The 22,953-nt window shown below is 70.6% G+C and carries 22 protein-coding genes; 13 read left to right on the plus strand and 9 right to left on the minus strand.

What is annotated here, in order from left to right; all coding sequences use genetic code 11:
• Positions 1-17: 17 nt before the first annotated feature.
• From OQ02_RS25250 to OQ02_RS25260, 3 genes are all read right to left on the minus strand, one after another.
• On the minus strand, positions 18-401 hold the full coding sequence (locus OQ02_RS25250) for a MerR family transcriptional regulator (RefSeq protein WP_033441045.1): 384 nt from the start codon (positions 399-401) through the stop codon (positions 18-20).
• A 200-nt stretch (positions 402-601) separates the two neighbouring features.
• Entirely contained in the window at positions 602-985 is a 384-nt protein-coding gene (locus tag OQ02_RS25255) for a type II toxin-antitoxin system death-on-curing family toxin (protein ID WP_033441046.1), read from the minus strand.
• A 388-nt stretch (positions 986-1,373) separates the two neighbouring features.
• Positions 1,374-1,580: a ribbon-helix-helix protein, CopG family gene (locus tag OQ02_RS25260; protein WP_033441047.1), complete on the minus strand. Its 207-nt coding sequence runs from the start codon at positions 1,578-1,580 to the stop codon at positions 1,374-1,376.
• 75 nt (positions 1,581-1,655) lie between these two features.
• Between OQ02_RS25260 and OQ02_RS25265 the strand changes: the two genes are divergently transcribed.
• A complete protein-coding gene (locus OQ02_RS25265; protein WP_033441048.1) occupies positions 1,656-2,246 on the plus strand; it encodes a TetR/AcrR family transcriptional regulator in 591 nt (196 codons plus the stop codon).
• A gap of 82 nt (positions 2,247-2,328) precedes the next feature.
• Here the strand turns inward: OQ02_RS25265 and OQ02_RS25270 are convergent, their stop codons facing one another.
• Positions 2,329-3,630 (minus strand): glycoside hydrolase family 18 protein, encoded by a 1,302-nt coding sequence (locus OQ02_RS25270; protein WP_033441049.1) that lies wholly within the window; start codon positions 3,628-3,630, stop codon positions 2,329-2,331.
• 201 nt (positions 3,631-3,831) lie between these two features.
• Here OQ02_RS25270 and OQ02_RS25275 point away from each other — a divergent pair, with 201 nt between their 5' ends.
• Complete coding sequence (locus OQ02_RS25275) at positions 3,832-4,671, plus strand: NmrA family NAD(P)-binding protein (RefSeq protein ID WP_033441050.1); 840 nt, start codon at positions 3,832-3,834, stop codon at positions 4,669-4,671.
• A 195-nt stretch (positions 4,672-4,866) separates the two neighbouring features.
• On the opposite strand, the gene upp is transcribed toward OQ02_RS25275, so the two are convergent.
• A complete protein-coding gene (gene upp / locus OQ02_RS25280; protein WP_033441051.1) occupies positions 4,867-5,493 on the minus strand; it encodes a uracil phosphoribosyltransferase in 627 nt (208 codons plus the stop codon).
• Positions 5,494-5,522: 29 nt separating this feature from the next.
• Between upp and OQ02_RS25285 the strand changes: the two genes are divergently transcribed.
• Together OQ02_RS25285 and OQ02_RS25290 are read left to right on the plus strand one after the other, a co-directional pair.
• Positions 5,523-10,802, plus strand: a complete 5,280-nt coding sequence (locus OQ02_RS25285; protein WP_033441052.1) for an NACHT domain-containing protein — start codon at positions 5,523-5,525, stop codon at positions 10,800-10,802.
• Positions 10,799-11,779, plus strand: coding sequence for a Gfo/Idh/MocA family protein (locus OQ02_RS25290; protein WP_033441053.1), 981 nt, complete (start codon positions 10,799-10,801; stop codon positions 11,777-11,779). The genes OQ02_RS25285 and OQ02_RS25290 overlap by 4 nt, the downstream gene beginning before the upstream one ends.
• A gap of 17 nt (positions 11,780-11,796) precedes the next feature.
• On the opposite strand, the gene OQ02_RS25295 is transcribed toward OQ02_RS25290, so the two are convergent.
• Positions 11,797-11,997: a hypothetical protein gene (locus OQ02_RS25295; protein WP_033441054.1), complete on the minus strand. Its 201-nt coding sequence runs from the start codon at positions 11,995-11,997 to the stop codon at positions 11,797-11,799.
• Positions 11,998-12,093: 96 nt separating this feature from the next.
• Between OQ02_RS25295 and OQ02_RS25300 the strand changes: the two genes are divergently transcribed.
• The 9 genes from OQ02_RS25300 (at position 12,094) to OQ02_RS25335 (ending at position 20,233) form a co-directional block, all read left to right on the plus strand.
• Positions 12,094-12,930: a helix-turn-helix domain-containing protein gene (locus tag OQ02_RS25300; protein ID WP_033441055.1), complete on the plus strand. Its 837-nt coding sequence runs from the start codon at positions 12,094-12,096 to the stop codon at positions 12,928-12,930.
• Between the two features lie 16 nt (positions 12,931-12,946).
• Positions 12,947-13,114 (plus strand): DUF397 domain-containing protein, encoded by a 168-nt coding sequence (locus OQ02_RS41970; protein ID WP_063747148.1) that lies wholly within the window; start codon positions 12,947-12,949, stop codon positions 13,112-13,114.
• On the plus strand, positions 13,111-13,566 hold the full coding sequence (locus OQ02_RS25305) for a hypothetical protein (protein WP_156077308.1): 456 nt from the start codon (positions 13,111-13,113) through the stop codon (positions 13,564-13,566). The genes OQ02_RS41970 and OQ02_RS25305 overlap by 4 nt, the downstream gene beginning before the upstream one ends.
• Before the next feature lie 34 nt (positions 13,567-13,600).
• Entirely contained in the window at positions 13,601-14,248 is a 648-nt protein-coding gene (locus OQ02_RS25310) for a DUF1707 SHOCT-like domain-containing protein (protein WP_033441056.1), read from the plus strand.
• A 74-nt stretch (positions 14,249-14,322) separates the two neighbouring features.
• Complete coding sequence (locus OQ02_RS25315; RefSeq protein WP_033441057.1) at positions 14,323-14,700, plus strand: hypothetical protein; 378 nt, start codon at positions 14,323-14,325, stop codon at positions 14,698-14,700.
• A complete protein-coding gene (locus OQ02_RS25320; protein ID WP_063747149.1) occupies positions 14,700-16,880 on the plus strand; it encodes a bifunctional polysaccharide deacetylase/glycosyltransferase family 2 protein in 2,181 nt (726 codons plus the stop codon). The genes OQ02_RS25315 and OQ02_RS25320 overlap by 1 nt, the downstream gene beginning before the upstream one ends.
• 98 nt (positions 16,881-16,978) lie before the next feature.
• Positions 16,979-17,944 (plus strand): deoxyribose-phosphate aldolase, encoded by a 966-nt coding sequence (gene deoC / locus OQ02_RS25325; protein WP_033441058.1) that lies wholly within the window; start codon positions 16,979-16,981, stop codon positions 17,942-17,944.
• A complete protein-coding gene (locus OQ02_RS25330; RefSeq protein WP_033441110.1) occupies positions 17,941-19,374 on the plus strand; it encodes an aldehyde dehydrogenase family protein in 1,434 nt (477 codons plus the stop codon). Before deoC ends, OQ02_RS25330 begins: the two co-directional genes overlap by 4 nt.
• Entirely contained in the window at positions 19,367-20,233 is an 867-nt protein-coding gene (locus OQ02_RS25335) for an aldehyde dehydrogenase family protein (RefSeq protein ID WP_033441059.1), read from the plus strand. The genes OQ02_RS25330 and OQ02_RS25335 overlap by 8 nt, the downstream gene beginning before the upstream one ends.
• A 15-nt stretch (positions 20,234-20,248) precedes the next feature.
• Here OQ02_RS25335 and OQ02_RS25340 read toward each other — a convergent pair whose 3' ends face one another.
• The 3 genes from OQ02_RS25340 to OQ02_RS25350 are packed head-to-tail and all read right to left on the minus strand — an operon-like array spanning position 20,249 to position 22,940.
• On the minus strand, positions 20,249-20,818 hold the full coding sequence (locus OQ02_RS25340; protein WP_033441060.1) for a hypothetical protein: 570 nt from the start codon (positions 20,816-20,818) through the stop codon (positions 20,249-20,251).
• Positions 20,815-22,152 carry a hypothetical protein gene (locus OQ02_RS25345; protein WP_051772793.1) on the minus strand — a complete coding sequence of 446 codons (1,338 nt, stop codon included), beginning with the start codon at positions 22,150-22,152 and terminating at the stop codon, positions 20,815-20,817. Before OQ02_RS25345 ends, OQ02_RS25340 begins: the two co-directional genes overlap by 4 nt.
• Positions 22,149-22,940, minus strand: coding sequence for an ABC transporter ATP-binding protein (locus OQ02_RS25350; RefSeq protein ID WP_033441112.1), 792 nt, complete (start codon positions 22,938-22,940; stop codon positions 22,149-22,151). The genes OQ02_RS25345 and OQ02_RS25350 overlap by 4 nt, the downstream gene beginning before the upstream one ends.
• Between the last annotated feature and the right edge of the window lie 13 nt (positions 22,941-22,953).

Here is a 22,953-nt window from a genome sequence, read left to right on the forward strand (position 1 = left end):
GAGTTCGCCCAGCAGCGTCACGCGGTGATCCCCTCGACGAAGGTGTGCTCGATCTGCTCGTAGTGCGAGATCTTGTACTCGAGCACTTCGAGGCACGACTGGAGTTCGGCGATGCGCTCGCGCACCGACGCCCGGTGCTCGAACAGGATCTGTTTGCGACGCCCGGCCGTGGCCGCGCCGCGGTGCCGGAGCTGCGCGTACTCGCGCATCATGCGAATGGGCATGCCGGTGGTGCGGAGGCGGGTCAGGAAGACCAGCCAGCCGAGGTCGTCGTCGCTGTAGTTGCGCCGCCCGCCGGAGTCCCGAGCGGGCGGGTCGACCAGGCCGATCCGTTCGTAGTAGCGCAGCGTGTCGATCGACAACCCGCTGTGCTCGGCCGCTTGGGCGATCGAGTAAGTCACGCTGTCGACGGTAGGAGCTGGAGTGCACTCCAGGTCAACCCGATTCGCGCTACTCGGCCCGATTCGCGTCGGACGTCGTCCTCGGGGGTCGCCTCGGGGGTCGGCCGTGGGGCGTCGGCTGGGCGTCGGCCGTTGGCGTGGGTCGGCCGTGGGCGTCGGCCGTGGGCGTCGGCCGTGAGCGGGAGCGGCCGTGAGCGGGGTCAGTCGTCCTTGGGCAGGCTCCAGGCCTCAAGGTGGGCGGCCATCCCGGACACGTCCATCTGTTCCCGGCCCAGCGCTCGCACCAGGTCCAGGGCGTCGTCTTCCGCCGCGTCGATCCACCAGCCGTTGATGTCGCACAACGTCACTGCCGCGACCCAGCCCAGCCGCCAGTTGCCCTCGGCCAGCGGGCGGGTGCGGACGATGGAGTCGAGCAGCGCGGAAGCTTTCAGCCAGAGCGTGTCGTAAGCCTCGACCCCCAGCACGGTCGCCCGCGGGCGGTGGGCTGCGGAGTCGAGGAGACCTAAGTCGCGCACGACCAGATCCCCGCCCGTGACGGCGGTCGCCAGCACGAGCAAGTCACCGGCGTCGAGGTAGTTGACCACTGCTTGACGCGCTCCCTGTCCTGAAGGGCCGGGACTCCGGTGCGGCCACGCCGCGTCCGGTATGCCTCCTGCGGCACCGCCCACCCCCTCAGGTCCGTATCGCCTCCCCGCCCGACGGGCGGCGAGGAACTTGTCGACCGCGTTGTGCACCGAGGCGCAACCTGGACGCAGTCTGATCTTCAACGGCGAACCATACCGGTGCGCTTCCGATCGGCGGGGACGTTCACAGAGGTGGCGCGGTGAACAACCGGCATGATCGCGGTTGAGCTGCATGGATGGATCTTATCGAACATCTGTTCGAACGGCGAGGGCGTTGGGGGTCGGTCACCCGAACGTGTGGCACGCGTCGCCGCCGGTGCGGGGTTCCGCACTCGTCAGGCGGGTCGGATCAGGCGGAGCCCAGGCGGTCGAGCAGGCCCCGGTACTTGGGGAGCACGCGCCCGAGGACCTCGGACAGCTGCTCCTCCTTCTGCGACCTGGCCCACCGCTCGGCCAACGCCAAGCGCACGACCTCCTGCTTCGAACGCCCCTCGGCCGCGGCGAGTTCGTCGAGCCGCCGGTTCTCCTCTTCGCTCAGACGCAGAGTCATCGCCATGGGAAAGGACGGTACCAACTTGATACCACGTTGACTAGACCACGTTTTATAACGCCGTTGCGATACGATGGGCGAGTGCCACGACCCAAGACCCACGACGACGCGCTCCGCGCCCGCCTGCTCGAGCGCGCAGGAGAATTGCTGTCCGCCGAAGGGCCAGGCGCTTTGAGCTTGCGCAGGCTCGCGGCGGATGTCAACACGTCGACAACCGCCGTCTACTCGCTGTTCGGCGGCAAGCCCGCACTGCTGAACTCCGTGTACGAAGAGGCGTTCCGCCGATTCGGTGAACGCCTCACCGCCGTGCCGCAGACCGGCGATCCGGTGGAGGACGTCGTCCAGTTGGGGTTGGCGTACCGGGAGAGCGCGCTCGCCGACCCCCAGTTCTACCTGGTGATGTTCAGCAAGGTGCCGGACTTCGAGCCTTCGGAGGAGACCGAGGAGGCCGCCGTGCAGACGTTCCAGCCGGTGGTCCGCGACGTCGGGCGCGCGGTCGAGTCCGGGGTGTTCGCGCAGGAGCCGCACGAGCGGATCGCGGTGGCGATGTGGGGCATGGTGCACGGCCTGGTGAGCCTGGAGCTCAACGGGAACCTGCCGCCGGGCGTCGAGATCGCTCCGGTCTACGAGCGCGCGCTGCGTGCGTTCGCGGACGGTTGGCGCCGGCGCTGAACGTGGCGGCGCTGAACGTGAAGGTGGGGCCCGAGGAGGTGGCCGCCGCGAAACCTCCCCGGACCCCGTGGACTGCCTGGTATCAGGACAGTCCGCTGGTGAGCGCCTTGATCAGCTCGCCGTCGGCGGTGTCGCCGTCGAGCGACCAGATCATCGCGCCGCCAAGGCGCCGTTCGGCCACGTAACGGCCCTTGCGCTTCATCTCGACCGGGTCGTCCCAGGTCCAGAACGTCGTGCCGTCGAACAGCCACGCGTGTCCGGCCTTGGTGTCCCGGTACACGGTGAAGTTCGGCAGCTGCGCCTTGAGGATCCGGTAGTCCTCGTACCCGGCCTCGTAGGTCGCGGGGGCGGGTCCGGTGGCGGGCTGGAACAGGCCCTGGTTCTCGTTGCGCACGCCGGTCCAGCCGCGGCTGTAGAACGGGACGCCCATGACGACCTTGTGCCTGGGCGCGCCCGACTTCAGGTAGTGGTCGATGGCCACCTGGGAGCTGAACGGCGGCGCGGTCGGGTCGGCCGCGGGCGTGCGGAGCGAGGACTGCTGGTTGGTCAGCGGGTCCCACGCGCCGTGGAAGTCGTAGCCCTGGATCGTGCCGAAGGTCAGCAGTTCGAAGACCCTGGCGACCTCGAAGCCGCGGTCCACCTGGCGCGGGTCGGCGGGCAGGAACGCAGTGAGGTCGTAGCGCTCGCCGGTCTGCCTGGTCAGCTTGCCGAGCTGCTTGCGGTACTCGACCAGCAGCGCGGTGAAGTTCTGCTTGTCCTCGGGGCGGACGACGTTGCCCGGGGCGGCTTCCGACGAGGGCCATTCCCAGTCGAGGTCGACGCCGTCGAACACGCCGGCCGCGGCACCCGGTGCGGCGTCGGGGAAGTTGCCCTTCAGCCACATGTCGAGGCACGAGGCGACGTGGGCGGCGCGGGACTCGGGTGTGAGGGCGGCGTTGGAGAAGTACTTGGAGCCGGTCCAGCCGCCGAGCGAGATGTTGACGCGCAGGTCGGGGTGCTCGGCCTTGAGCTGCTTGAGCTGGTTGAGGTTGCCGGAGAGCGGCTGGCCCGCGACGTCCGCGGTGCCGTCGACGCTCTGCTCGGCGGTGAACGGGCGCTGGTAGTCGGCCCACGGGTCGGCGCTGACGCACTTGCCGGACTCGTCCAGGAAGCCGAAGGCGTAGTTCAGGTGGGTGAGGCGGGGCGCGGTGCCGTTGGCCACGAGGTCTTTGACCAGGAAGTTGCGGCCGTAGCCGCTCCACTGCGTGTAGTACCCGACGGTCCGCGCCTTGTGGTGGCCGCCGCCGTGCCGGTCTTGCTCGCCTTGCGCGACGGCTTGCGGGGCGAGCGACACGGTCATCGCGGCGGCCAGGAAGGCCGGAAGCACCCATCTTCGACTCGACATGCTTCTCCTCCGGGCGGCGCTGCCTCTGTGGTCCAGACCACGCTAACGACAAGGTCTAGACCACTTCTACCCCCGAACGGCCGAATCCGTTGATACGAATATTCCTCGCGTTGCTTGCAAACTTTTGCATGTGCGGGGTGAGGGGTGATCGCGCTAGCTTCGGTGCCATTCAAGTTTGAATACGTTGATGAGGGGGAGCTTGTGACGATCCTGGTGACCGGGGCGACCGGAACGGTCGGCGGCGCGGTCGTGCGGCAACTGGCGGCGGCGGGCGTGCCGGTGAAGGCGTTGACGCGGAACCCGGCGCGGGCCGTGCTGCCTGCCGGCGTGGAGGTGGTGGGAGGTGATCTGACGCGGCCGGGTGAGCTGCCGTTGGCGGGCGTGACGGCGGTGTTCCTGCTCGCGGCGATCGAGTCGGAGGACGCGGTGGCGCACGCGGAGGCGTTCCTGGGCAGTGCGCCGGACCTGCGGCGGGTGGTGTTCCTGTCGAGCAGTGCGGTGACCGTGAAGCGGCCGGGGAGCTACGAGCTGCACCACGACGTGGAGCGGGTGATCGAGGAGTCCGGGGTGGAGTGGACCCACGTGCGGCCGGGTGAGTTCATGGCCAACAAGCTGATCTGGGCGCGGACGATCAAGGCGGAGAACGTGGTGCGGGCGCCGTTCCCGGAATCGGTGGGCGCGCCGGTGCACGAGGACGACGTGGCCGAGGTGGCGGTGCGCGCGTTGCTGCGCGACGGGCACGCCGGCAAGGCGTACACGTTGAGCGGTCCCGAGGCCTTGACGCACGTCGAACAGGTCGCGGCCATCGGCCGGGGGTTGGGCCGGCCCATCACGTTCGAACGCCTGACCTACGGCCAGGCACGCGCCACCCTCATCCGTGACGAAGGGCTGCCGTACGACGTGGCCGAGTACTTGCTCGGGTACATGGCGCAGCACAACGAGGAACCGGCCTCCGTCACCCCGGACTTCACCGCCGTGACCGGCCACCCGGGCCGCACCCTCGCCACGTGGGCCGCCGACCACACCGCCGACCTCACCTAACCGCGTGAGTCCTACGTTCAGAACACGAGAGTCGTACCTTCAGAACAACCGTGTCCTACGTTCAGGACACCCGAGTTCAACGCTCAGAACAAACGATCTTGTACTGAACGTTGAACTCGGGGGACGCGAACGTAGGACTCACGGGTCCTGAACGTAGGACTCACGGGGTCTGAACGTAGGACTCACGGGGTGGGGTTAGTGGACGGCGCCGTATTGGCGGTCGCCGGCGTCGCCCAGGCCGGGGACGATGAAGCCCGAGTCGTTCAGGCGTTCGTCGATGCTGGCGGTGAGCAGGCGGACGGGCAGGCCGGAGTCCTCCAGGTACTTGATGCCCTCGGGCGCGGCCAGGGCGCAGATCGCCGTCACGTCGGTCGCGCCGCGATCGGTGAGCAGGCGGATCGTGTACGCCATGGAACCGCCGGTGGCGAGCATCGGGTCCAGCACGAACACCGGACGGCCGGCCAGCGACTCGGGCAGCGACTCCATGTACGGCGTCGGCTGGAGGGTTTCCTCGTCCCGCGCCAACCCGACGAACCCCATCTGCGCGTCGGGGATCAGCTTGTGCGCCTGGTCCGCCATGCCGAGACCGGCGCGCAGCACGGGCACCAGCAGCGGCGGGTTGGCCAAGCGGTAGCCGGTGGTCCGGGCGACGGGCGTGTGCACCCGCTCCTCGGCCACCGGCAGGTCGCGCGTGGCCTCGTACACGAGCATCACGGTGAGCTCGTGCAACGCGGCGCGGAACGCCGCGTTGTCCGTGCGGGCGTCGCGCATGGTGGTCAGCCGCGCCCTGGCAAGTGGGTGATCGACAACGAGGACGTCCATGGTCGAACAGTATGTGGTACGTGTAGCCGATGCCCGACGGCTCGTTACCCACCTCCGTCGTCCGCCTCCTCGACGCCCGTGGTGGGACGGTCGGCGCGGGAGTCGTGCTCGGCGGCCACGTCGTCACCTGCGCCCACGTGGTCAACCTGGCGCTGGGGCGGGACGAACGGTCGCCCGAGCAGCCATCCGGGACGATCACGGTCGACTTCCCGGCTTTGGACGGCGCCCAGGACGGCACGACGGTCACTGCGCGGGTTCACACGTGGGCTCCCCCGCCGCCGGAAGAAGGTCGGCCCGGTGACGACGTGGCCGTCCTGGAGCTGGACCTGCCCGCCGAGGTCACACCCGCGCGGTTGATCTCCACCCCGCTCCGCAACGGCAGTCCGGTCGACGTGCTCGGCTACCCGGCCGGCCGCCCGGACGGCGCGTGGGTGCGGGCGGTCGTGCGCGGTCAGGTCGGCGGACGGCTGTTGCAGCTGGACAGCGACTCGGCGCTGACCGTGCAACGCGGCTACAGCGGCAGCCCCGTGTGGGACCCGGCGACCGGCCGGGTGGTCGGCATCATCGCCACGGCCGGGGCCCGCGACAGCTACGCCATCACGGCCGAGCAGCTGGCCGAAGCCCTTCCGGGGTCGCCGAACAGCCTCACCGTGCTGCACCTCGCCGGCACGAGGTTCGGGTCGGGCCTCGACGTGTGGTCACCGCGCGAGTTCGCCGAGCTGCGGCCCGATCTGATCGTGTTCACCGGCGACCTGACCGAGCACGGCCTGCCCGACGAGTTCGCGGCCGGTTTCGGGTTGCTGGCCGAGGTGGCGGACGCGGTTCGGCTGCCACGCGAACGGGTGGTCGTCGTGCCGGGAGTGCGGGACGTGAACCGGCGGGCGTGCCAGGCGTACTTCGCGCAGGAGGAGGCGTGGGGCCGTGTGCCGACCGCGCCGTACTGGGCGAAGTGGGGGCCGTTCGCGGCGGCGTTCGACGAGTTCCACGGCGGCAGGTTCAGCTTCACGCCGGACGAGCCGTGGACGCTGTTCGACTACCCGGACCTGGAACTCGTGGTCGCCGGGTTGAACACCACCGTGCCCGTGACGCACGAGGTTGACGTCCTCGGCTTGGGCGAACCGCAGGTCGAGCGGTTCCGGGAGCTGCTGCGCCACCCGAAGCGCACGCACTGGCGGCGGCTGGGCGCGGTCCAAGGGCCGATCGGAGGGCCGGGCCAGGGAACGGTGGAAGGGTCGGGCGAGGCAACGGTCGGAGGGTCGGACAAGGGGCCGGGCGAAGGGCCGGGCCAGGGAACGGTCGGAGGGCAGGGGTCGGGCAACGGGCAGGGCCAGGGGCAGGGGCACGTCGAGTCGAGTGTCGGGCTGCCGCCCGTCGACCTGCTGCTGGCCGGTTCACGGCACGAGAGCGGCAGCTGGAAGCTCGTCGCGCTGCCGTCCCGCCGCCGTCGGGTGGTCATCTCGACCGAACGGCTGACCGGCGGTTCGGACACCTTCTTCGACCGGGTGCTGGAGGCCACCAAGGTGGCGCACCCGACCGCGACCGTCACACCCCGTCCCGAGGACCACTACCTCCGGGTGTCGAAGCAACGCCCGGTCGGCGGCTTCGAGCAGTGGCCGGTCGGGGTGGCCGCCGAACCCGGCGTCGCGGAGGTGACCCGGTTCGTGGAGGAGGTGCACAAGCCGTTCGCCGCCGCGGACCCGTCGGTGCCGTCCGAGCTGGTCTACAGCGGCCCGCCGGCGCCTCCGGACCTCGTGCTGGCGGCGCAACGGCAGGGTGTGCGGCTGCGCAGCTTCGTGGAGTACGGCGGCTTGCTGGACCTCCGGCCGCTGGCGGACCGGCAGGCCCGACGGCTGGCCGCAGACCAGGTGTACCCGGCCGACCTGTACGTCCAGCAGCGGTTCGGCGTGGTGGGGTCGCCGGACGGTGGCGACGACGTCCTCTTCCGGACGCTCACCTGGTTGCGCGAGGAAGTCGCCCGGTTCGTGGTGGTGCTGGGCGACTTCGGGCGCGGCAAGTCGTTCCTGCTGCGGCAGTTGACGCGGGCGCTGCCCGACGAGCACCCCGGTCTGCTGCCGGTGCTGGTGGAGCTGCGCAGCCTGGAGAAGGCGCCGACGCTGGACGAGCTGCTGGCCCAGCACCTGGTCCACGAGCACGTCCAGGCCGTCGACGTGGCCAAGCTGCGGTACATGATCAGCAGCGGGCGGCTGGCGTTGTTGTTCGACGGGTTCGACGAGCTGGAGCTGCGCGTCGGGTACGACAACGCGGCCGACTACCTGACCACGTTGCTCCAGGCCGTCACCGATCGGGCGAAGGTCGTGCTGACCAGCCGGACCCAGCACTTCCAGTCCACCAACCAGGTGCTGAACGCGTTGGGGCAGAAGGTGTCGGCGTTGGCCGCCAGCCGGGTGGTGGTGCTGGAGGACTTCACCGACGACCAGATCCTCGACTTCCTGACCAGGCACTACGGCGGCGACGAGAAACGGGCGGCGGCGCGGTTCCGGTTGTTGGGTGCGATCCACGACCTGCTCGGGCTGTCGCGGAACCCCCGGATGCTGTCGTTCATCGCCGGCCTGGACGACGAGCGGTTGCGCGAGGTGCAGGAGGAGCACGGGCAGATCAGCGCGGCCGAGCTGTACCGGGAGCTGGTCGACTTCTGGCTGGTGCAGGAGGTGAACCGGCAGCGGCACCGGTTCGGGACGCCCTCGTTCGACGGCGCCGAGCGGCTGGCGGCGTGCACGGCGTTGGCGTTGCGGCTGTGGGAGACGACGGCGACGACCATCCAGACGTCGGACCTCGCGCACACCGTGGTGCGGACGTTGACCCGGTTGACGGAGCGCGGCTACTCGATCGACCAGGCCACGCACGCCGTGGGCTCCGGGTCGTTGCTGGTGCGGACGGAGACGGGCGGGTTCGCGTTCGTCCACCAGTCGGTGATGGAGTGGCTGGTCGCCAAGGTCGCCGCCGACGAGCTGCCCGAGACGGAGATCGTCAACCGGAAGATGTCCCGGCTCATGGTCGACTTCCTGTGCGACCTCGCCGGGCACAAAGTGGCTCTGAAGTGGGCGAAGGGCGTCCTGACGGACTCCGACGCGTCGGAGGCGGCCAAGCAGAACGCGACCGAGGTGGCGCGGCGGCTGGAGGCGCGGGTCCACCTGAACCTGGTCGGCGCCGACCTGCGCGCGTACGACTTCAGCGGGTTGGACGTGCGGGGAGCGGACCTGAGCGGGGCCGACCTCTCGGGGCAGCGGCTGTACGACAAGGACTTCGCGGAGACCGACCTGACCGGCGCGAACCTGACCGACGTGCGGGTGATCGGTGGCGACCTCACCGGGGCCGTGCTGGCCGGCAGCCGGTGGGACCGCGCGGCCCTGCTGGGCGTGGCCGGTCCGATGCCCGCCGAGGCCGCGGTGATCGGCCGGGACGTGGCCGGGCCGATGCTCGCGCCGTTGGGCGACGACGTGGTGGCGGTCGCGTTCTCGCCGGACGGCGCACTGGTGGCGATGGCCCGTCAGCACGTCGTGGAGCTGCGGCACGTGGCAGCGAACCGGCCCCTGAGGGTCTGGCGGACGATCGCGCACCCGATCAAGGACATCGCCTTCGCGCAGGACGGCCGGCGGATCGCCACGCTGGAGGAAGACGGCGCCGTGACCGTGTGGGACGCGCGAACCGGTGATCTGGTCATCGGTCTGCCGCACCACGTCACCGGGCGGATCTGGTTCGTCGGGCCCGGAGATCAGCTGGCCGGACGGGACGCCGACGGGCTGGTCCGGTTCTGGAACGCCGAAACCGGTGCGGTCGTGGCGGCGCTGCCGGGAGCGCACCAGGAGGTGGTGGTGTCGTCGGACGGGAGCACGGTGGCGACCACGTCGGGCTACGAGGTCGAGGTCCGGCGCACGAGCGACCGCCAGTCGATCTGGAGGTCCGAGGTGGACCACAGTGTCCGCGTGGCCCTCTCGCCCGCCGGAACGACCTTCGCCTTCCACGGCGCGAGCCGGGTGATGCTCGTGAACCTGGGCTCCGCCCGTCAGTTCAGCATCGCGACCGGCTTGGGCTGGATCGACCGGACGCACTTCCTCGACGAGTCCCGGATGATCCTCACGGACGGCTTGCACCACGAGATCGTCGACACCCAAGCTGGAAAGGTCGGGAACTTCGATCTGACTTCGCGCTCGCGCGGCATCGCGTCATCGCCGGACGGCAAGCACTTCGCAGGAATCGCGCAGGACGGGTCCGCGATTCTCCACAACGCGACCGGCAAAGCCCTTCAGCGCCTGTCGTCCGACGGGTGGGTCGCTGTCGGATCGGCGTCGTACTCACCCGACGGCCGATCGTTGCTCACCACGTGCGATGACGGCGCGGTTCGCATCTGGGACCTCACGACGGGGTCGGTGAGCACCGAGTTCAACCACCGGTCAGGACGTGGGCGGCTCGCCGCGTTCTCACCGGTCGACCGGACGTTCGCGTATGCGACCAAGACGGGCTTCAGGATCACCGGCCGCGAGGCCACCACCAGGTGCGAGACCGACGAGGTCCACTCGCTCGCCATGTCTCCGGACGGCACGCAGGTCCTCACCGCATCCGGCGGCAACGTCGTGCGGCTCTGGCACACCAGGACCGGTTCCCGCCTCAGCGAGCACAGCACCAGGAAGTCGCCGACCAACGCCGTCGCGCTCTCCCCCGCGAGCACCGCGTTCGCCGCCGCGCACGGCGACGGCACGGTCTCGGTGCACGACATGACGCGGACTGTCGTTCTCGAAGGGCACACCGCGCAGGTGTCGAGCGTGGTGTTCTCCCCCGCCGGGAGCCGCATCGCCAGCGCGTCGCTCGACGGCACCGCGCGGCTCTGGAACCTCCACGGACAGCTGGTGAAGACGCTGGAAGGGCATGGGCAACCCGTCTTCGACGTGGTGTTCTCCCCTGACGGTGGCCGGGTCGTCACGGCGTCGTCGGACGGGACGGCGGGGATCTGGAGCACGAGCGGCGAGCGCTTGTTGACGTTGATCGGGCACACGGCCGGCGTGCGCAGCGTGGCCTGTTCGCCGGACGGGACGCGGATCGCGACCACCTCCGACGACGGCACGGCGCGGATCTGGGACGCCGACACCGGGGCTGAGCTGGCGATCCTGGTGCACGCCGAGGAGCCGGCGGTGCTGCTGCCGGACGGGTCGTACAAGGGCGATCCCGGTGACCGGATGTGGTGGGCGGTGAAGCAGGTGCGGTTCGCGGTCGGCGAGCTGGACCCGTATTACCCGGAGATCCGCCGGTTGGGGCGTGACGCGGCGCTTCCCGGGGTAGTCAGCGGGGCATGACGGACCACGTTCGGATCGGGGTTCTCGGGGCGGCGCGGATCGTGCCGGCGGCGTTGGTGCGGCCGGGGCGTTCGGCGACGGCGGTCGAGGTTTCGGCGGTGGCGGCCCGCGATGCCGGTCGGGCGCGGAAGTTCGCGGACCGGTTCGGGATCGCGCGCGTGCACGGGTCGTATGAGGAGTTGCTGGACGATCCGAACGTGGACGCCGTCTACATCCCGCTGCCCAACGGGTTGCACGGGAAGTGGACGTTGGCGGCGTTGGCGGCAGGGAAGCACGTGTTGTGCGAAAAGCCGCTCGCGGCCAATGCGGACGAGGCGGCGGAGGTCGCCGCGGCGGCGCGGAAGAGCGGGCTGGTGGTGATGGAGGCGTTCCACTACCGGTACCACCCGCTGGCGTTGCGGTTACCGGAAGTGGTCGCGGAGTTGGGGGAACTGCGGCACGTGGAGGCGCGGTTGTGCTTCCCGTTGCCCCGGTTCAAGGACATCCGGTACTCGATGGAGTTGGCCGGCGGGGCGATGATGGACGCCGGGTCCTACGCGGTGAACCTGGTGCGGCTGCTCGGTGGTGAGCCGGAGGTCCGGTCGGCGCGGGCGCTGGTGAAGGAACCGGGAGTCGACCGGGCGATGCGGGCGGAGCTGAAGTTCCCCGAAGGGCACACCGGGACCGTGGTGGCGTCGCTGTGGTCGCGCTCGCTGCTGCGGTTGTCGGCGAAGGTGTTGGGGGCCAACGGTTCCATGCAAGTGCTCAACCCGTTCGCACCGCAGTTCGGGCACCGCCTCGCGGTGAAGCTGAACGGACACCGGCGGGTCGAGCGGTTCGAGCGGCGTCCGTCGTACGAGTACCAGTTGGCGGCGTTCGCGGACGCGGTGCTGCACGGCAAGCCGTTCCCGACGACGGCGGACGACGCGGTGGCCACGATGCGGGTCGTGGACGACACCTACCGGGCCGCCGGGCTGCCGATGCGTCGACCCAGCTGAGTTTCAAGCTGGGTCTTTCAGGTCAGCTGCTCCAGTTGCAGCTGCGCCTCGGTCATCCCGACCAACGCGTGGAAGTGGTCGACCAGGCCGTCGAAGTCCGGCCGTGGCTCGGGTTGCTCCGGCAGGGGTTCGATCAGCGGTTCGCCTTCCGGGGGGAGGATGGCCACGGTCATCTTCCAGGTGGCGGCGGCTCCCCTGATCTTCCAGGTCTTCTCCATACCGGAACGGTCAGGCCTTGCTCCGCGGTCGCGCAACGCTCTCCTTCGGGTGACACGACTTTCGTGCCCACGTGGCAAGACGGGACAGTCGGGCCCATGACACGCAAGGGGGCATCCGTCCGGCAGCGGCGGGTATCGACGGAACTGCGCGCGCTGCGGTTGGCGAGGCGTCTGAGCTGTGCCGATGTGGCCAAGGCGATCGGCTGTTCGGAGAGCAAGATCAGTCGGATGGAGACCGGGCAGCGGGGACTGCGGGCCGACGAGGTCGCGGCCATCCTCGGCTTCCTCCGCGCGCCGGCGGCGTTGCGGCAAGAACTGGTCGACCTGGTTCGAGGCGGAGAACACCGGAACTGGCATGCCATCCACGGCAAGCTGCCGTCCAACTGGAAGGATTTGATCGGCTTCGAAGCCGAGGCCACCGCCCTCTACAACTACGAGCCCGTCCTGATACCCGGCCTCGCCCAGACCCCCGACTACGCCCGAGCCATCATCCAAGGGGCGAATGACCGTCTCTCCGACGCCGAACTCGACGCGCTGGTCGCCACCCGGATGGGCCGACAAGTCATCCTGAGCCGCGCCCAGGTCCACTTGCTCATCGACGAGGGGATTCTTCACCGCCGGCTGGCGTCGCCCGGCATGATGCGCGCCCAACTCCAACACCTGGCCACGCTGGGCAGCAGGGCCAACATCGTCATCCAGATCGTGCCGCTGGACATCACCGCGCATCCCGGTTTGGGCGGGCCGTTCCTGGTGATGGACTTCGCCGACCAGCCGAGCCTGGTGTACGTGGAAAGCCGGGGCACCAGCACGTTCCTCGAAGAAGAAGTGCACCTCACCAACGCTAGGCTTGCCTGGCAGAGGCTGCGCGCCTTGGCGCTGTCACCTGAGGAGTCGCTGGGGCTCATCGCCAAGGTCGCCGGACAGATGACGTGATGCGAGGAGCGCACCGATGGACTTCACCAACGCGAACTGGCGCAAAAGCAGTCGCAGCAGCGACCAGGCGAACTGCGTCGAGGTCGCCCACGTCGCCAACCGCGTAGCCATCCGCGACTCCAAGAACCCCGACGGCCCGGTCCTCCACTTCGGCAGGGTCGACTGGTCCACCTTCACACGGTGAGCCGACGTGTCCTAGCGGTCGCGTTGGCGGCGGCGCTGCTGGTCGGGTGCCAGGTGGAGGCGTCCGAGCCGGCGGCGAAGTCGGGCACGGGCGAGTTGCGCACGGACCTGGAACCGCTGGTGAAGCGCTTTCCCGCCCTCGCCACTGCCACTGGCGCGCGGTGGATGTCCGGCACGTTCGGCCGCGCGGACGTCCCCGGACCGTCCACCTACTGGATCAACGCGGTGGTGGCGTTGGAGCCGTCGGAGGTCGAACGACTGGTGTCCGCCCACGCGCCCACCGCTTCCGGCGAGAAGCCCGAAGTCATCGAAGAGCTGCGCGAGCAGTTGCCGCACGGACCGTTCCTGACCGGCGACGCGCTCGACGCCGCGTTCCGCCTCGAAGAGTGGCGCGTGGACTCCTACCTCGACCGGGAATCCGGGGAACTCGTCCTCATCGCGATGGGAACCTGACCCGAACACCGGGCACCCTCCTAGACTCACGTGCGTGAGCGACGAGCTGGTGCCGGACCCCCGTCAGATGCGTGCCTCGGACGCCGACCGCGAAAAGGTCGCCCAGGTACTCCAGCAGGCACACGGCGAAGGCCGGCTGGACCTCCACGAACTGGACGAACGCCTGGCCTCGCTGTACGCGGCCAAGACGTACGGCGAACTCGTGCCGCTGACCGCCGACCTCGGCGTGCCGCCGCCCACCGTGCTGCCGGTGCCCGCCCACCACAACCTGCCTTCCTCGCGCATCGGCGGAGCGCCCGGCTCGTCCACCTCGTTCGCCTTCTGGTCGGGGGTGGAGCGCAAGGGCGAGTGGGTCGTACCGCCGACGCACACGGCGGTGGCGGTCATGGGCGGCATCCAGCTCGACCTGACGAAGGCCCGGTTCGCGCAGGCCGAGACGACGATCCACGCCTACGCGCTGATGGGTGGCGTGGAGATCATCGTGCCCGAGGACATCACCGTGCGGATCGACGGCGTCGGCTTCATGGGCGCGTTCGAGGACGCGACGCACAAGGGCGCGCCGACCATCCCGGGTGGACCGGTAGTGCGCATCACGGGTTTCGCGATGATGGGCGCGGTCGAGGTGAAGCGGCCGAAGCGCAAGAAGATCAAGGGGCAGAAGCGGGACGAGCTGGAGGGGTAGTCGCCCGGCACGGGAGGGCGTTACCCTTCGTCGTCCCCGCCGCCCTTTGCTGAGCCGAATGGCCCAACGCTGCCATGACCAGTCCCGTCTTCGTCGACCCGTCCGGCCGCCGCCGGTGGGTCCTGCGCATCGTCATCGGCACAGCCGTGACGTGCGTGCTCGCCTACTTGACGCTGCTCGCCGTCGCTCTCGCGGGCGGGCCGGTCAACCGCTCGGCGCTGCTCCCGATCCCGGACGAAGAGGCACCCGTCGTCGTCACGACCACCGAGGTCACCTCGACGACCACCCGGGCTCCCGAAGTCGTCGTCACGACCCGTCCGACCACGACCACCACCGACGACACGACCACGACGACCACCGAGGACACGGCCGCCACCACGAAGCCGTCCCAGGGTCGTCGCTCGGAAGTTCCCGGTGCGTCGAACCGGCCGACCGCTCCCGGTAGAGGCTGATGCGGGCGCACCTGCCGTCACCGCGTGCGCACTGGCTGTTGCTGGCGCTCTCGCTGGTCGTCCTGCTGGGTTTCCTGCTGCTCGACTTGCTGGTGGTGCAGAAGGTCGGCCAGGGAGAGGCGCCGTCGGCCGGACCGGCGGACCTCGTGCCGGAGTCGGTCCGCGCCGGTGGTCCGCTGATCGGTTCGGACGGCAACGGCCTGACGTCCCGCGCGGTGCCGGACGGCGCGGTGGTGCTCACGTTCGACGACGGTCCGGACCCGGTGTGGACGCCGCAGGTGCTGGACGTGCTGCGGCGCAACGGCGTCAAGGCGACGTTCTTCGTCACCGGTGTCGCCGCCGCGCGGCACCCGGACCTGGTCGAGCGGATGGCCGACGAGGGGCACGAGGTCGGGCTGCACACGTTCACGCACGTCGACCTGGGCAAGGTCGGTGCGACGCGCACGTCCGTCGAGCTGGGTCAGACGCAGCTCGTGGTGGCGTCGTCGACCGGTCGTGCCAGCACGCTCGTCCGGCCGCCGTACTCGTCCAGCGCGGAAGCTCTGGACAACGAGGACCTGGCGTCCGTCGAGCGCATGGTGGGCTCCGGGCACTTGGTGCTGTTGTCCACCCACGACACCGAGGACTGGCGCAATCCCGGCGTCGACGCGATCGTCGCCGCGGCCACACCCGCCGACCATCGCGGCGCGGTGGTGCTCGCGCACGACGGCGGCGGTGACCGTGGGCAGACCGTGGCGGCGCTGGAGACGGTGATCCCGAAGCTGCTCGACCAGGGCCGCCAGTTCCGCACCGCGAGCGACGCCCTGGGCGTGCCGGTCGCGCGGTCGGCGACCTTCGTGGAGCAGGCCGAGGGCACGGCGGTGTCGCTGGCCGTGCGCGCCGCTGCCGCCACCACCGAGCTGATGCTGTGGCTGGTCGTCGTGTCGAGCGTGCTGGCGATGCTGCGCGCCGTGCTGTTGCTGGTCACCACTGGCATCCACGCGCGTCGGGCGCGCATGGTCGGCAAGCACGTGCGGCGGCTGCCACCTCAACCGGTCACCGTCCTGGTCCCCGCCTACAACGAGGAAGCGGGCATCGAGGCGACCCTCCGCACGATCCTGGCGAGCACCGCCGAGGTGCGGGTGATCGTGGTGGACGACGGGTCGACGGACCGGACGAGCGAGGTGGTCCGGTCGCTGGACCTGCCGGGCGTGACGCTGATCCGGCAGGCGAACGCGGGCAAGGCGGCGGCGCTGAACACCGGCCTGAAGCACTGCCGCACCGAGCTGGTGGTGATGGTCGACGGTGACACGGTGCTGGAGCCGGACACGGTCGCCGAGCTGGTGCAGCCGTTCGCCGATCCGGACGTCGGCGCGGTGTCCGGGAACGCGAAGGTCGGCAACCGGGACGGGCTGCTGGGGCGGTGGCAGCACATCGAGTACGTGATCGGCTTCAACCTCGACCGGCGCATGTACGACGTGATGGAGTGCATGCCCACCGTGCCGGGCGCGGTCGGCGGGTTCCGGTTGAGCGCGTTGCAGCAGGTCGGAGGCGTGCCCGAGGACACGTTGGCCGAGGACACCGACCTGACGATGGCGTTGGAGCGGGCGGGCTGGGCGGTGACGTACCGCGAGACGGCGCGGGCGTGGACCGAGGCGCCGGCGACGCTGGGCCAGCTGTGGCGGCAGCGCTACCGGTGGTGCTACGGGACGCTCCAGGCGATGTGGAAGCACCGGGGCGCGCTGTTCGAGCGCGGGTTGGGCGGGCGGCTCGGTCGGCGCGGTCTGCCGTACCTGGCGCTGTACCAGGTCGTACTGCCGGTGTTGGCGCCGGTGATCGACGTGTTCGCGGTGCTGAGCCTGTTCACCGATCCGCTGCGCGGTGCGGCGGCGTGGCTCGGGTTCCTGGTGTTGCAGCTGGTGCCGGCGGTGATCGCGTTCCGGCTGGACCGGGAAAGCCTCCGGCCGCTGTGGGCGGTGGCGCTGCAACCGGTCGTGTACCGGCAGCTCATGTACCTGGTGGTGATCCAGTCCGTGATCACGGCCATCGCCGGGGCACGGCTGCCGTGGCAGAAGCTCAAGCGGACCGGAACGGCGGCCCAGCACGCGCCCGAACTGGCCAGGGAAGCCGAAGTCACCGCGCCGCTCGGGAACGTGCGGCGGGTCGAGGAAGAGGTCACGAAACCCCTTCGCATCGGCTGACGGTCGCACGAGGCTGGTCGAACCTCGCCGCAGTGCCCCTGACCAGGCCGAAGTCACTCACTTAGGACGGCCGTCCCATTCCGCCTAGACTCGGCGACATGGCTGCTCCATCGACATCGCCGTCGCTGCCCCCGGCGCTCGCGGACGCCGTCCGCGACGACGCGTCGCTGCGCCGGTTCCTGCACGGACTGCCCGGTGTGGACCAGGTCGGCGTCGAACAGCGCGCGGCAGGTCTGGGCACCCGCAGCATCAAGAAGGCCGGCAAGATGTGGGCCATCGACACCGCCATCGGCATGGTCGACCTGACCACGCTCGAAGGCGCGGACACCCACGGCAAGGTCCGGTCGCTGGCCGCGAAGGCCCGCCGACCCGACCCGGAACACCCGGACGTGCCCCAGGTCGCCGCCGTCTGCGTCTACCCGGACATGGTCGAGACGGCGGTCCGCGAACTGGACGGCACGGGCATCGACATCGCCAGCGTCGCCACCGCGTTCCCGTCCGGCCGGTCGAGCCTGAAGGTGAAGCTGGAGGACACGGCCTACGCCGTGGACGCGGGCGCCACCGAGATCGACATGGTGATCGACCGCGGCGCGTTCCTGTCCGGTCGCTACGGCCAGGTGTTCGACGAGATCGTGCAGGTCAAGCACGCCTGCCGGGACGCGCACCTCAAGGTCATCCTGGAGACCGGCGAACTCGCCACCTACGACAACGTGCGCCGCGCCTCCTGGCTCGGCCTGCTCGCCGGCGGCGACTTCATCAAGACGTCCACCGGCAAGGTCTCCCCCGCCGCGACGCTGCCCGTCACGCACGTGATGCTGCAAGCCGTCCGCGACTGGCACACCCAGACCGGTGAACTCAGAGGCGTGAAGCCCGCCGGCGGCATCCGCACGACCAAGGACGCGATCAAGTACCTCGTCGCGGTGCACGAGGTCGCGGGGCCGGAGTGGCTGACCGCCGACCTGTTCCGCTTCGGCGCCTCCACGCTGCTCAACGACCTGCTGATGCAGCGGCGCACCCAGTTGGAGGGCCACTACAGCGGCCCCGATTACGTGACGGTGGACTGACCATGTGGGAATACGCGCCCGCGCCCGAATCACGGGACATCGCGAACCTCAAGCCGACCTACCGGATGTTCGTCGACGGCCAGTTCGTCGAGGGCGCCGGTGAGCCGCTGAAGACCGTCAACCCCGGCACGGAAGAGGTGCTGGCCGAGGTCAGCACCGCCGCGCCGGCGGACGTGGACAAGGCCGTGAAGGCGGCCCGCCGCGCCTACGACCGGGTCTGGGGCAAGATGCCCGGCTCGGAGCGCGCCAAGTACATCTTCCGGATCGCCCGGCTGATCCAGGAGCGCGGACGCGAGCTCGCCGTCCTCGAAAGCCTGGACAACGGCAAGCCGATCAAGGAATCGCGGGACGTGGACGTGCCCACGGCCGCCGCGCACTTCTTCTACCACGCGGGTTGGGCGGACAAGCTCGGCTACGCGGGCTACGGGCCCGACCCGAAGCCGCTGGGCGTCGCCGGTCAGGTGATCCCGTGGAACTTCCCGCTGCTGATGGCGGCGTGGAAGATCGCGCCCGCGCTGGCGTGCGGCAACACGGTGGTGCTCAAGCCCGCCGAGACGACGCCGCTGACCGCGCTGGTGCTGGCGGAGATCATCCAGCAGGCCGACCTGCCACCCGGTGTGGTGAACATCCTCCCCGGAGCGGGTGACGTCGGCGCGGCGGTCACGTCGCACCCGGACGTCGACAAGGTCGCGTTCACCGGGTCGACCGAGGTCGGCAAGCTGATCCAGCGCCAGCTCGCGGGCACCGGCCGCAAGCTCACCCTGGAACTGGGCGGCAAGGCGGCGAACATCGTGTTCGACGACGCGCCGCTGGACCAGGCGGTCGAGGGCATCGTCAACGGCATCTTCTTCAACCAGGGCCACGTGTGCTGCGCGGGTTCGCGCCTGCTGGTGCAGGAGTCGGTGGCCGAGGAGCTGCTGGAGAAGCTGCGCGTGCGCGTCTCCACGCTGCGCGTCGGCGACCCGTTGGACAAGAACACGGACGTCGGCGCGATCAACTCGCGCGAGCAGCTCACCAAGATCCAGCAGCTCGTGGAGACCGGTGACGCCGAGGGCGCTGAGCGCTGGACGTCCGCGTGCCCGTTGCCGGACAAGGGTTTCTACTTCGCGCCGACCGTGTTCTCCAACGTGTCGCAGGCGATGCGGATCGCCCGGGAGGAGATCTTCGGCCCGGTGCTGTCGGTGCTGACGTTCCGCACGCCGGACGAGGCGGTGGCCAAGGCGAACAACACGCCGTACGGGCTGTCCGCCGGCATCTGGACCGAGAAGGGTTCGCGCATCCTGTGGGCGGCGCAGAAGATGCGCGCCGGCGTGGTGTGGGCCAACACGTTCAACCGCTTCGACCCGACCGCCCCGTTCGGCGGCTACCAGGAGTCGGGCTTCGGCCGCGAGGGCGGTCGCACCGGGCTGGAGGCGTACCTCGATGTCTGAGAACCGGATTTCGGTGGCGAAGACCTACAAGCTCTACATCGGCGGCGCGTTCCCGCGTTCCGAGTCGGGGCGGTCGTACCCGGTGGTCGACGCGAAGGGCGCTTTCCTGGCCAACGCGGCGCAGGGGTCGCGCAAGGACGCGCGGGACGCGGTCGCGGCGGCGCGCAAGGCGTTCCCGGGCTGGTCCGGTGCGACGGCGTACAACCGCGGGCAGGTGCTGTACCGGGTGGCCGAGGTGCTGGAGGGCCGCCGGGAGCAGTTCGCCGCCGAGGTGGCCTCCTCCGAGGGCGTCGCGGTGAAGAAGGCGCAGTCGCTGGTGGACGCGGCGATCGACCGGTGGGTCTGGTACGCGGGGTGGACCGACAAGGTCGCCACCGTGCTGGGCGGGACGAACCCGGTGGCGGGGCCGTACTTCTCGTTCTCGATGCCGGAGCCGACGGGTGTGGTCGCGGTGCTCGCGCCGCAGCAGTCGTCGTTGCTGGGGCTGATCAGCGTGGTGGCGCCGGTGATCGCGACCGGGAACACGGCGGTGGTCGTCAGCTCGCAGGACCGGCCGCTGCCGGCGGTGACGTTGTCGGAGGTGCTGGCCACGTCCGACCTGCCCGGTGGCGTGGTCAACGTGCTGACGGGGCGCACGGCGGAGATCGCGCCGTGGCTGGCTTCGCACGGTGACGTGAACGCGCTCGACCTGACCGGCGCGCCGGAGGCGATGCGGGCGGACCTGGAGCGGTCGGCGGCCGGGACGGTGAAGCGCGTGCTGCGGACGCGGCCTTCGGAGGACTTCACCCGCGAGCCGGACCTGGCCCGGCTCCGGGCGTTCCTGGAGACGAAGACGGTCTGGCACCCGATGGGTGTCTGACGGTCGGCGCCGCTCCTAGCGGCGGCAGCCGAACGAGCTGTAGGCGAGCAGGCCGGTGCAGCCGAGCACGATCGCGGTGATGGTGGCCGAGGTCGTCGCGGCGGGTTGCACCGGCCAGCTCAGCAGCCTGCTGAGCCAGTGCTCCTCACCGGTCGGCACGACCAGCGTGATGCCGGTCCACCCGACCGGCAACGCCCACGCGGCCCGTGAGCCGAGGAGCAGCGCACCGAGCGCCGCCAACCCGCCGAGCCCGACGACGTCGCGCACCAGGAAGGCGTCCGCGGCGAGCGGGTCGGTGATCCGACCCGCGGCGAGCAGCAGCCCGGTGAGGAACGCGCCGCCGAGCAGCACGTGCGCGGCACGGCGCGGCGGCCAGCCGAACGCGGCCGTGCGGTCGAGCGCCAGGTCGTGCCCGCCGAAGCCGGTGGCGAGGGCTGCGACACCCACGGCCACGGCGAACGCGGCGAACTGCCGGCTGCCGCCCGGTCCGGCGAGCACGGCCGACGCCGCCACCCCGACGAGGGCTGCGGCAGCCGACGCCGGCACGTGCCGTGAGCGTGCGTAGAGCACCAGCCACCGCGTCACGACGCACCTGCCATGAGCGTCGAGAACGCGTCGCCCGAGCACGCCGCCTGCACGTCGCGGGCCGCCTGCACCCTGGCCGCCTGGTCCGGTTCCGGGAGTGACCGCAGGTGGTCCCACGCCCGTTCGGCCAGACCGTCGGTCTCCCTGCTCAGCCAGGACCGGTACATGGGCAGCGGCTCGTAGCGCCCGGTGAGCCAGGCCGTCATCGCGGTGCGCGCGGCCAGCTCACGGGCCGCACCCAGGGGCACGTCCTGGCCGTAGCAGGTCCGCGTGCCCGCACCGCCGACCAGGTAGGCCGTCACCTGCTCGTCGGTCGGCGGCTTGCGGCGGAAGTACGTGAACTCGTCCAGGTGCACCCACACCGCGTCCGCCGACTCCGGACCACGCCCGTCCCTCGGGCGCACCGGGGCGACCACCTCGCGCACCGACGTCGGCGGTGACGGCAGCTTCGCCAGCAGCTTCAACGCCTCCCGCGCCGGCCCCGCCAACGCCGCCCGCTCGCCCTCGTGCGCACGGGTGAGGCACAGCCGCTCCACGCACACCAGTTCGGAGGCCGCGTGATCGGCCGCCACCGCCTCCCCCGGCGTGGCCGGCAGCAACGGCGCCACCACCGCACCGGCCACGAGCAGCGGCAGCGCGCCCAGCCACCACCGGCGCAACGCCACCAGCAGGAACCCCGTCAACGCCATCCCCGCGAACCACAGCGCCTGCACCGCGCTCACCGAACCCGCCACCGACGCGAACACCGTCGTCGGCGACGGCAGGGACGGCAGCAGGAACGTCCAGCGGAACTCTCCCCCCACCGTCTCCCGCAACCCCAGCGCCATGAGCGCCAGCCCGAGGACCGCGAGCACCGGCGGCGTCAGCGGCGACGGCAGGAGCCGACCCAGCCCCATGCCGAGCCACGCCGCACCCACCAACGACAAGACCCCGACCAGCGCGACCGGCACCCAGCCCCAGTGGAAGTAGTCCGACGACAACTGCACCGCGCCGACCGCGAGCACCACCGCGTACGCGGCGAACGACCCGACCGCCAGCGCGCCGAGCGTCCACCCGATCCGCTGCGCACGCGGCCGTGGCGTGGAGGAGAACAGCTCCTCGACCCCGGAGCGCCGGTCCCGCAGCCCCTGCAACGCGCCCGCGCCGAGCGTCAGCGGCCACGAGAACATCAGCATCGACCGGACCCACTCGGCCAACGTCGTCCACTGCCGGGTCCACGCCGTGCTGTTCTTCGTCGACGGACCCCAGTACAGCAACCCCACCATCACCAGCGCGATCAGTGCACCGACCACCAGCGCGGTGGTCCGCTTCAGCTCGATCCCGAGAATCCTCACCAGCCGCCCGCCTCTCCGAGCAGCGCCGAGTACCCGCGTTCCAGCGGGCTGTCGCCGACGTCGTCCGAGCCACCGGCGGCGGCCAGGTCGTCCGGCGTGCCCTGGAACACGAGCCGACCGGCGTTGATCAGCACGACGTCCGTGCAGGCCGCCGCGACGTCCTCGACCAGGTGCGTCGACACGACCACGCACGAGTCGGAACCCAACTCCTGCACCAACTCCCGGAACCGGACCCGCTGACCGGGGTCGAGCCCGGCGGTCGGCTCGTCCAGCAGCAGCACCTCGGGATCGTTGACGATGGCCTGCGCGATGCCCGCCCGCCGCACCATGCCGCCGGACAGCGTCTTCATCCGGTCGTCCGCGCGGTCGGCCAGCCCGACCCGTTCGACGGCCCGCTGCACCGCGCCGGGCACGTCCCGCTTGGGCATCTCCTTGAGCCACGCCACGTACTCGACGAACTCCCGCACGGTGAACCGCTTGTAGTAGCCGAAGTCCTGCGGCAGGTACCCGAGCGCGCGGCGCAGGCCGCGCAGGTCCACCTGCCCGGACACCGGCGAGCCGAGCACCTCCAACGTCCCGGACGCCGGCCGCAGCACCGTCGCCAACGACCGGATGAGCGTGGTCTTGCCCGCGCCGTTCGGGCCGAGCAGCCCGTGCACACCGCGTCCCAGCCGCAGGTCGAGCCCGTCCACGGCCATCTTCCGACCCGCGCGAACGCGCAGGCCTTCCGCCTTCACCTGCCAGGCGTACCCCGTCGGCGCGACTTCCGCCGCGCTCACCGCACGCACCACGTCCCCCACC

The sequence above is a fragment of the Saccharothrix sp. NRRL B-16314 genome, from assembly GCF_000716595.1.
In the GTDB taxonomy this organism is placed as follows: Bacteria; Actinomycetota; Actinomycetes; order Mycobacteriales; family Pseudonocardiaceae; genus Actinosynnema.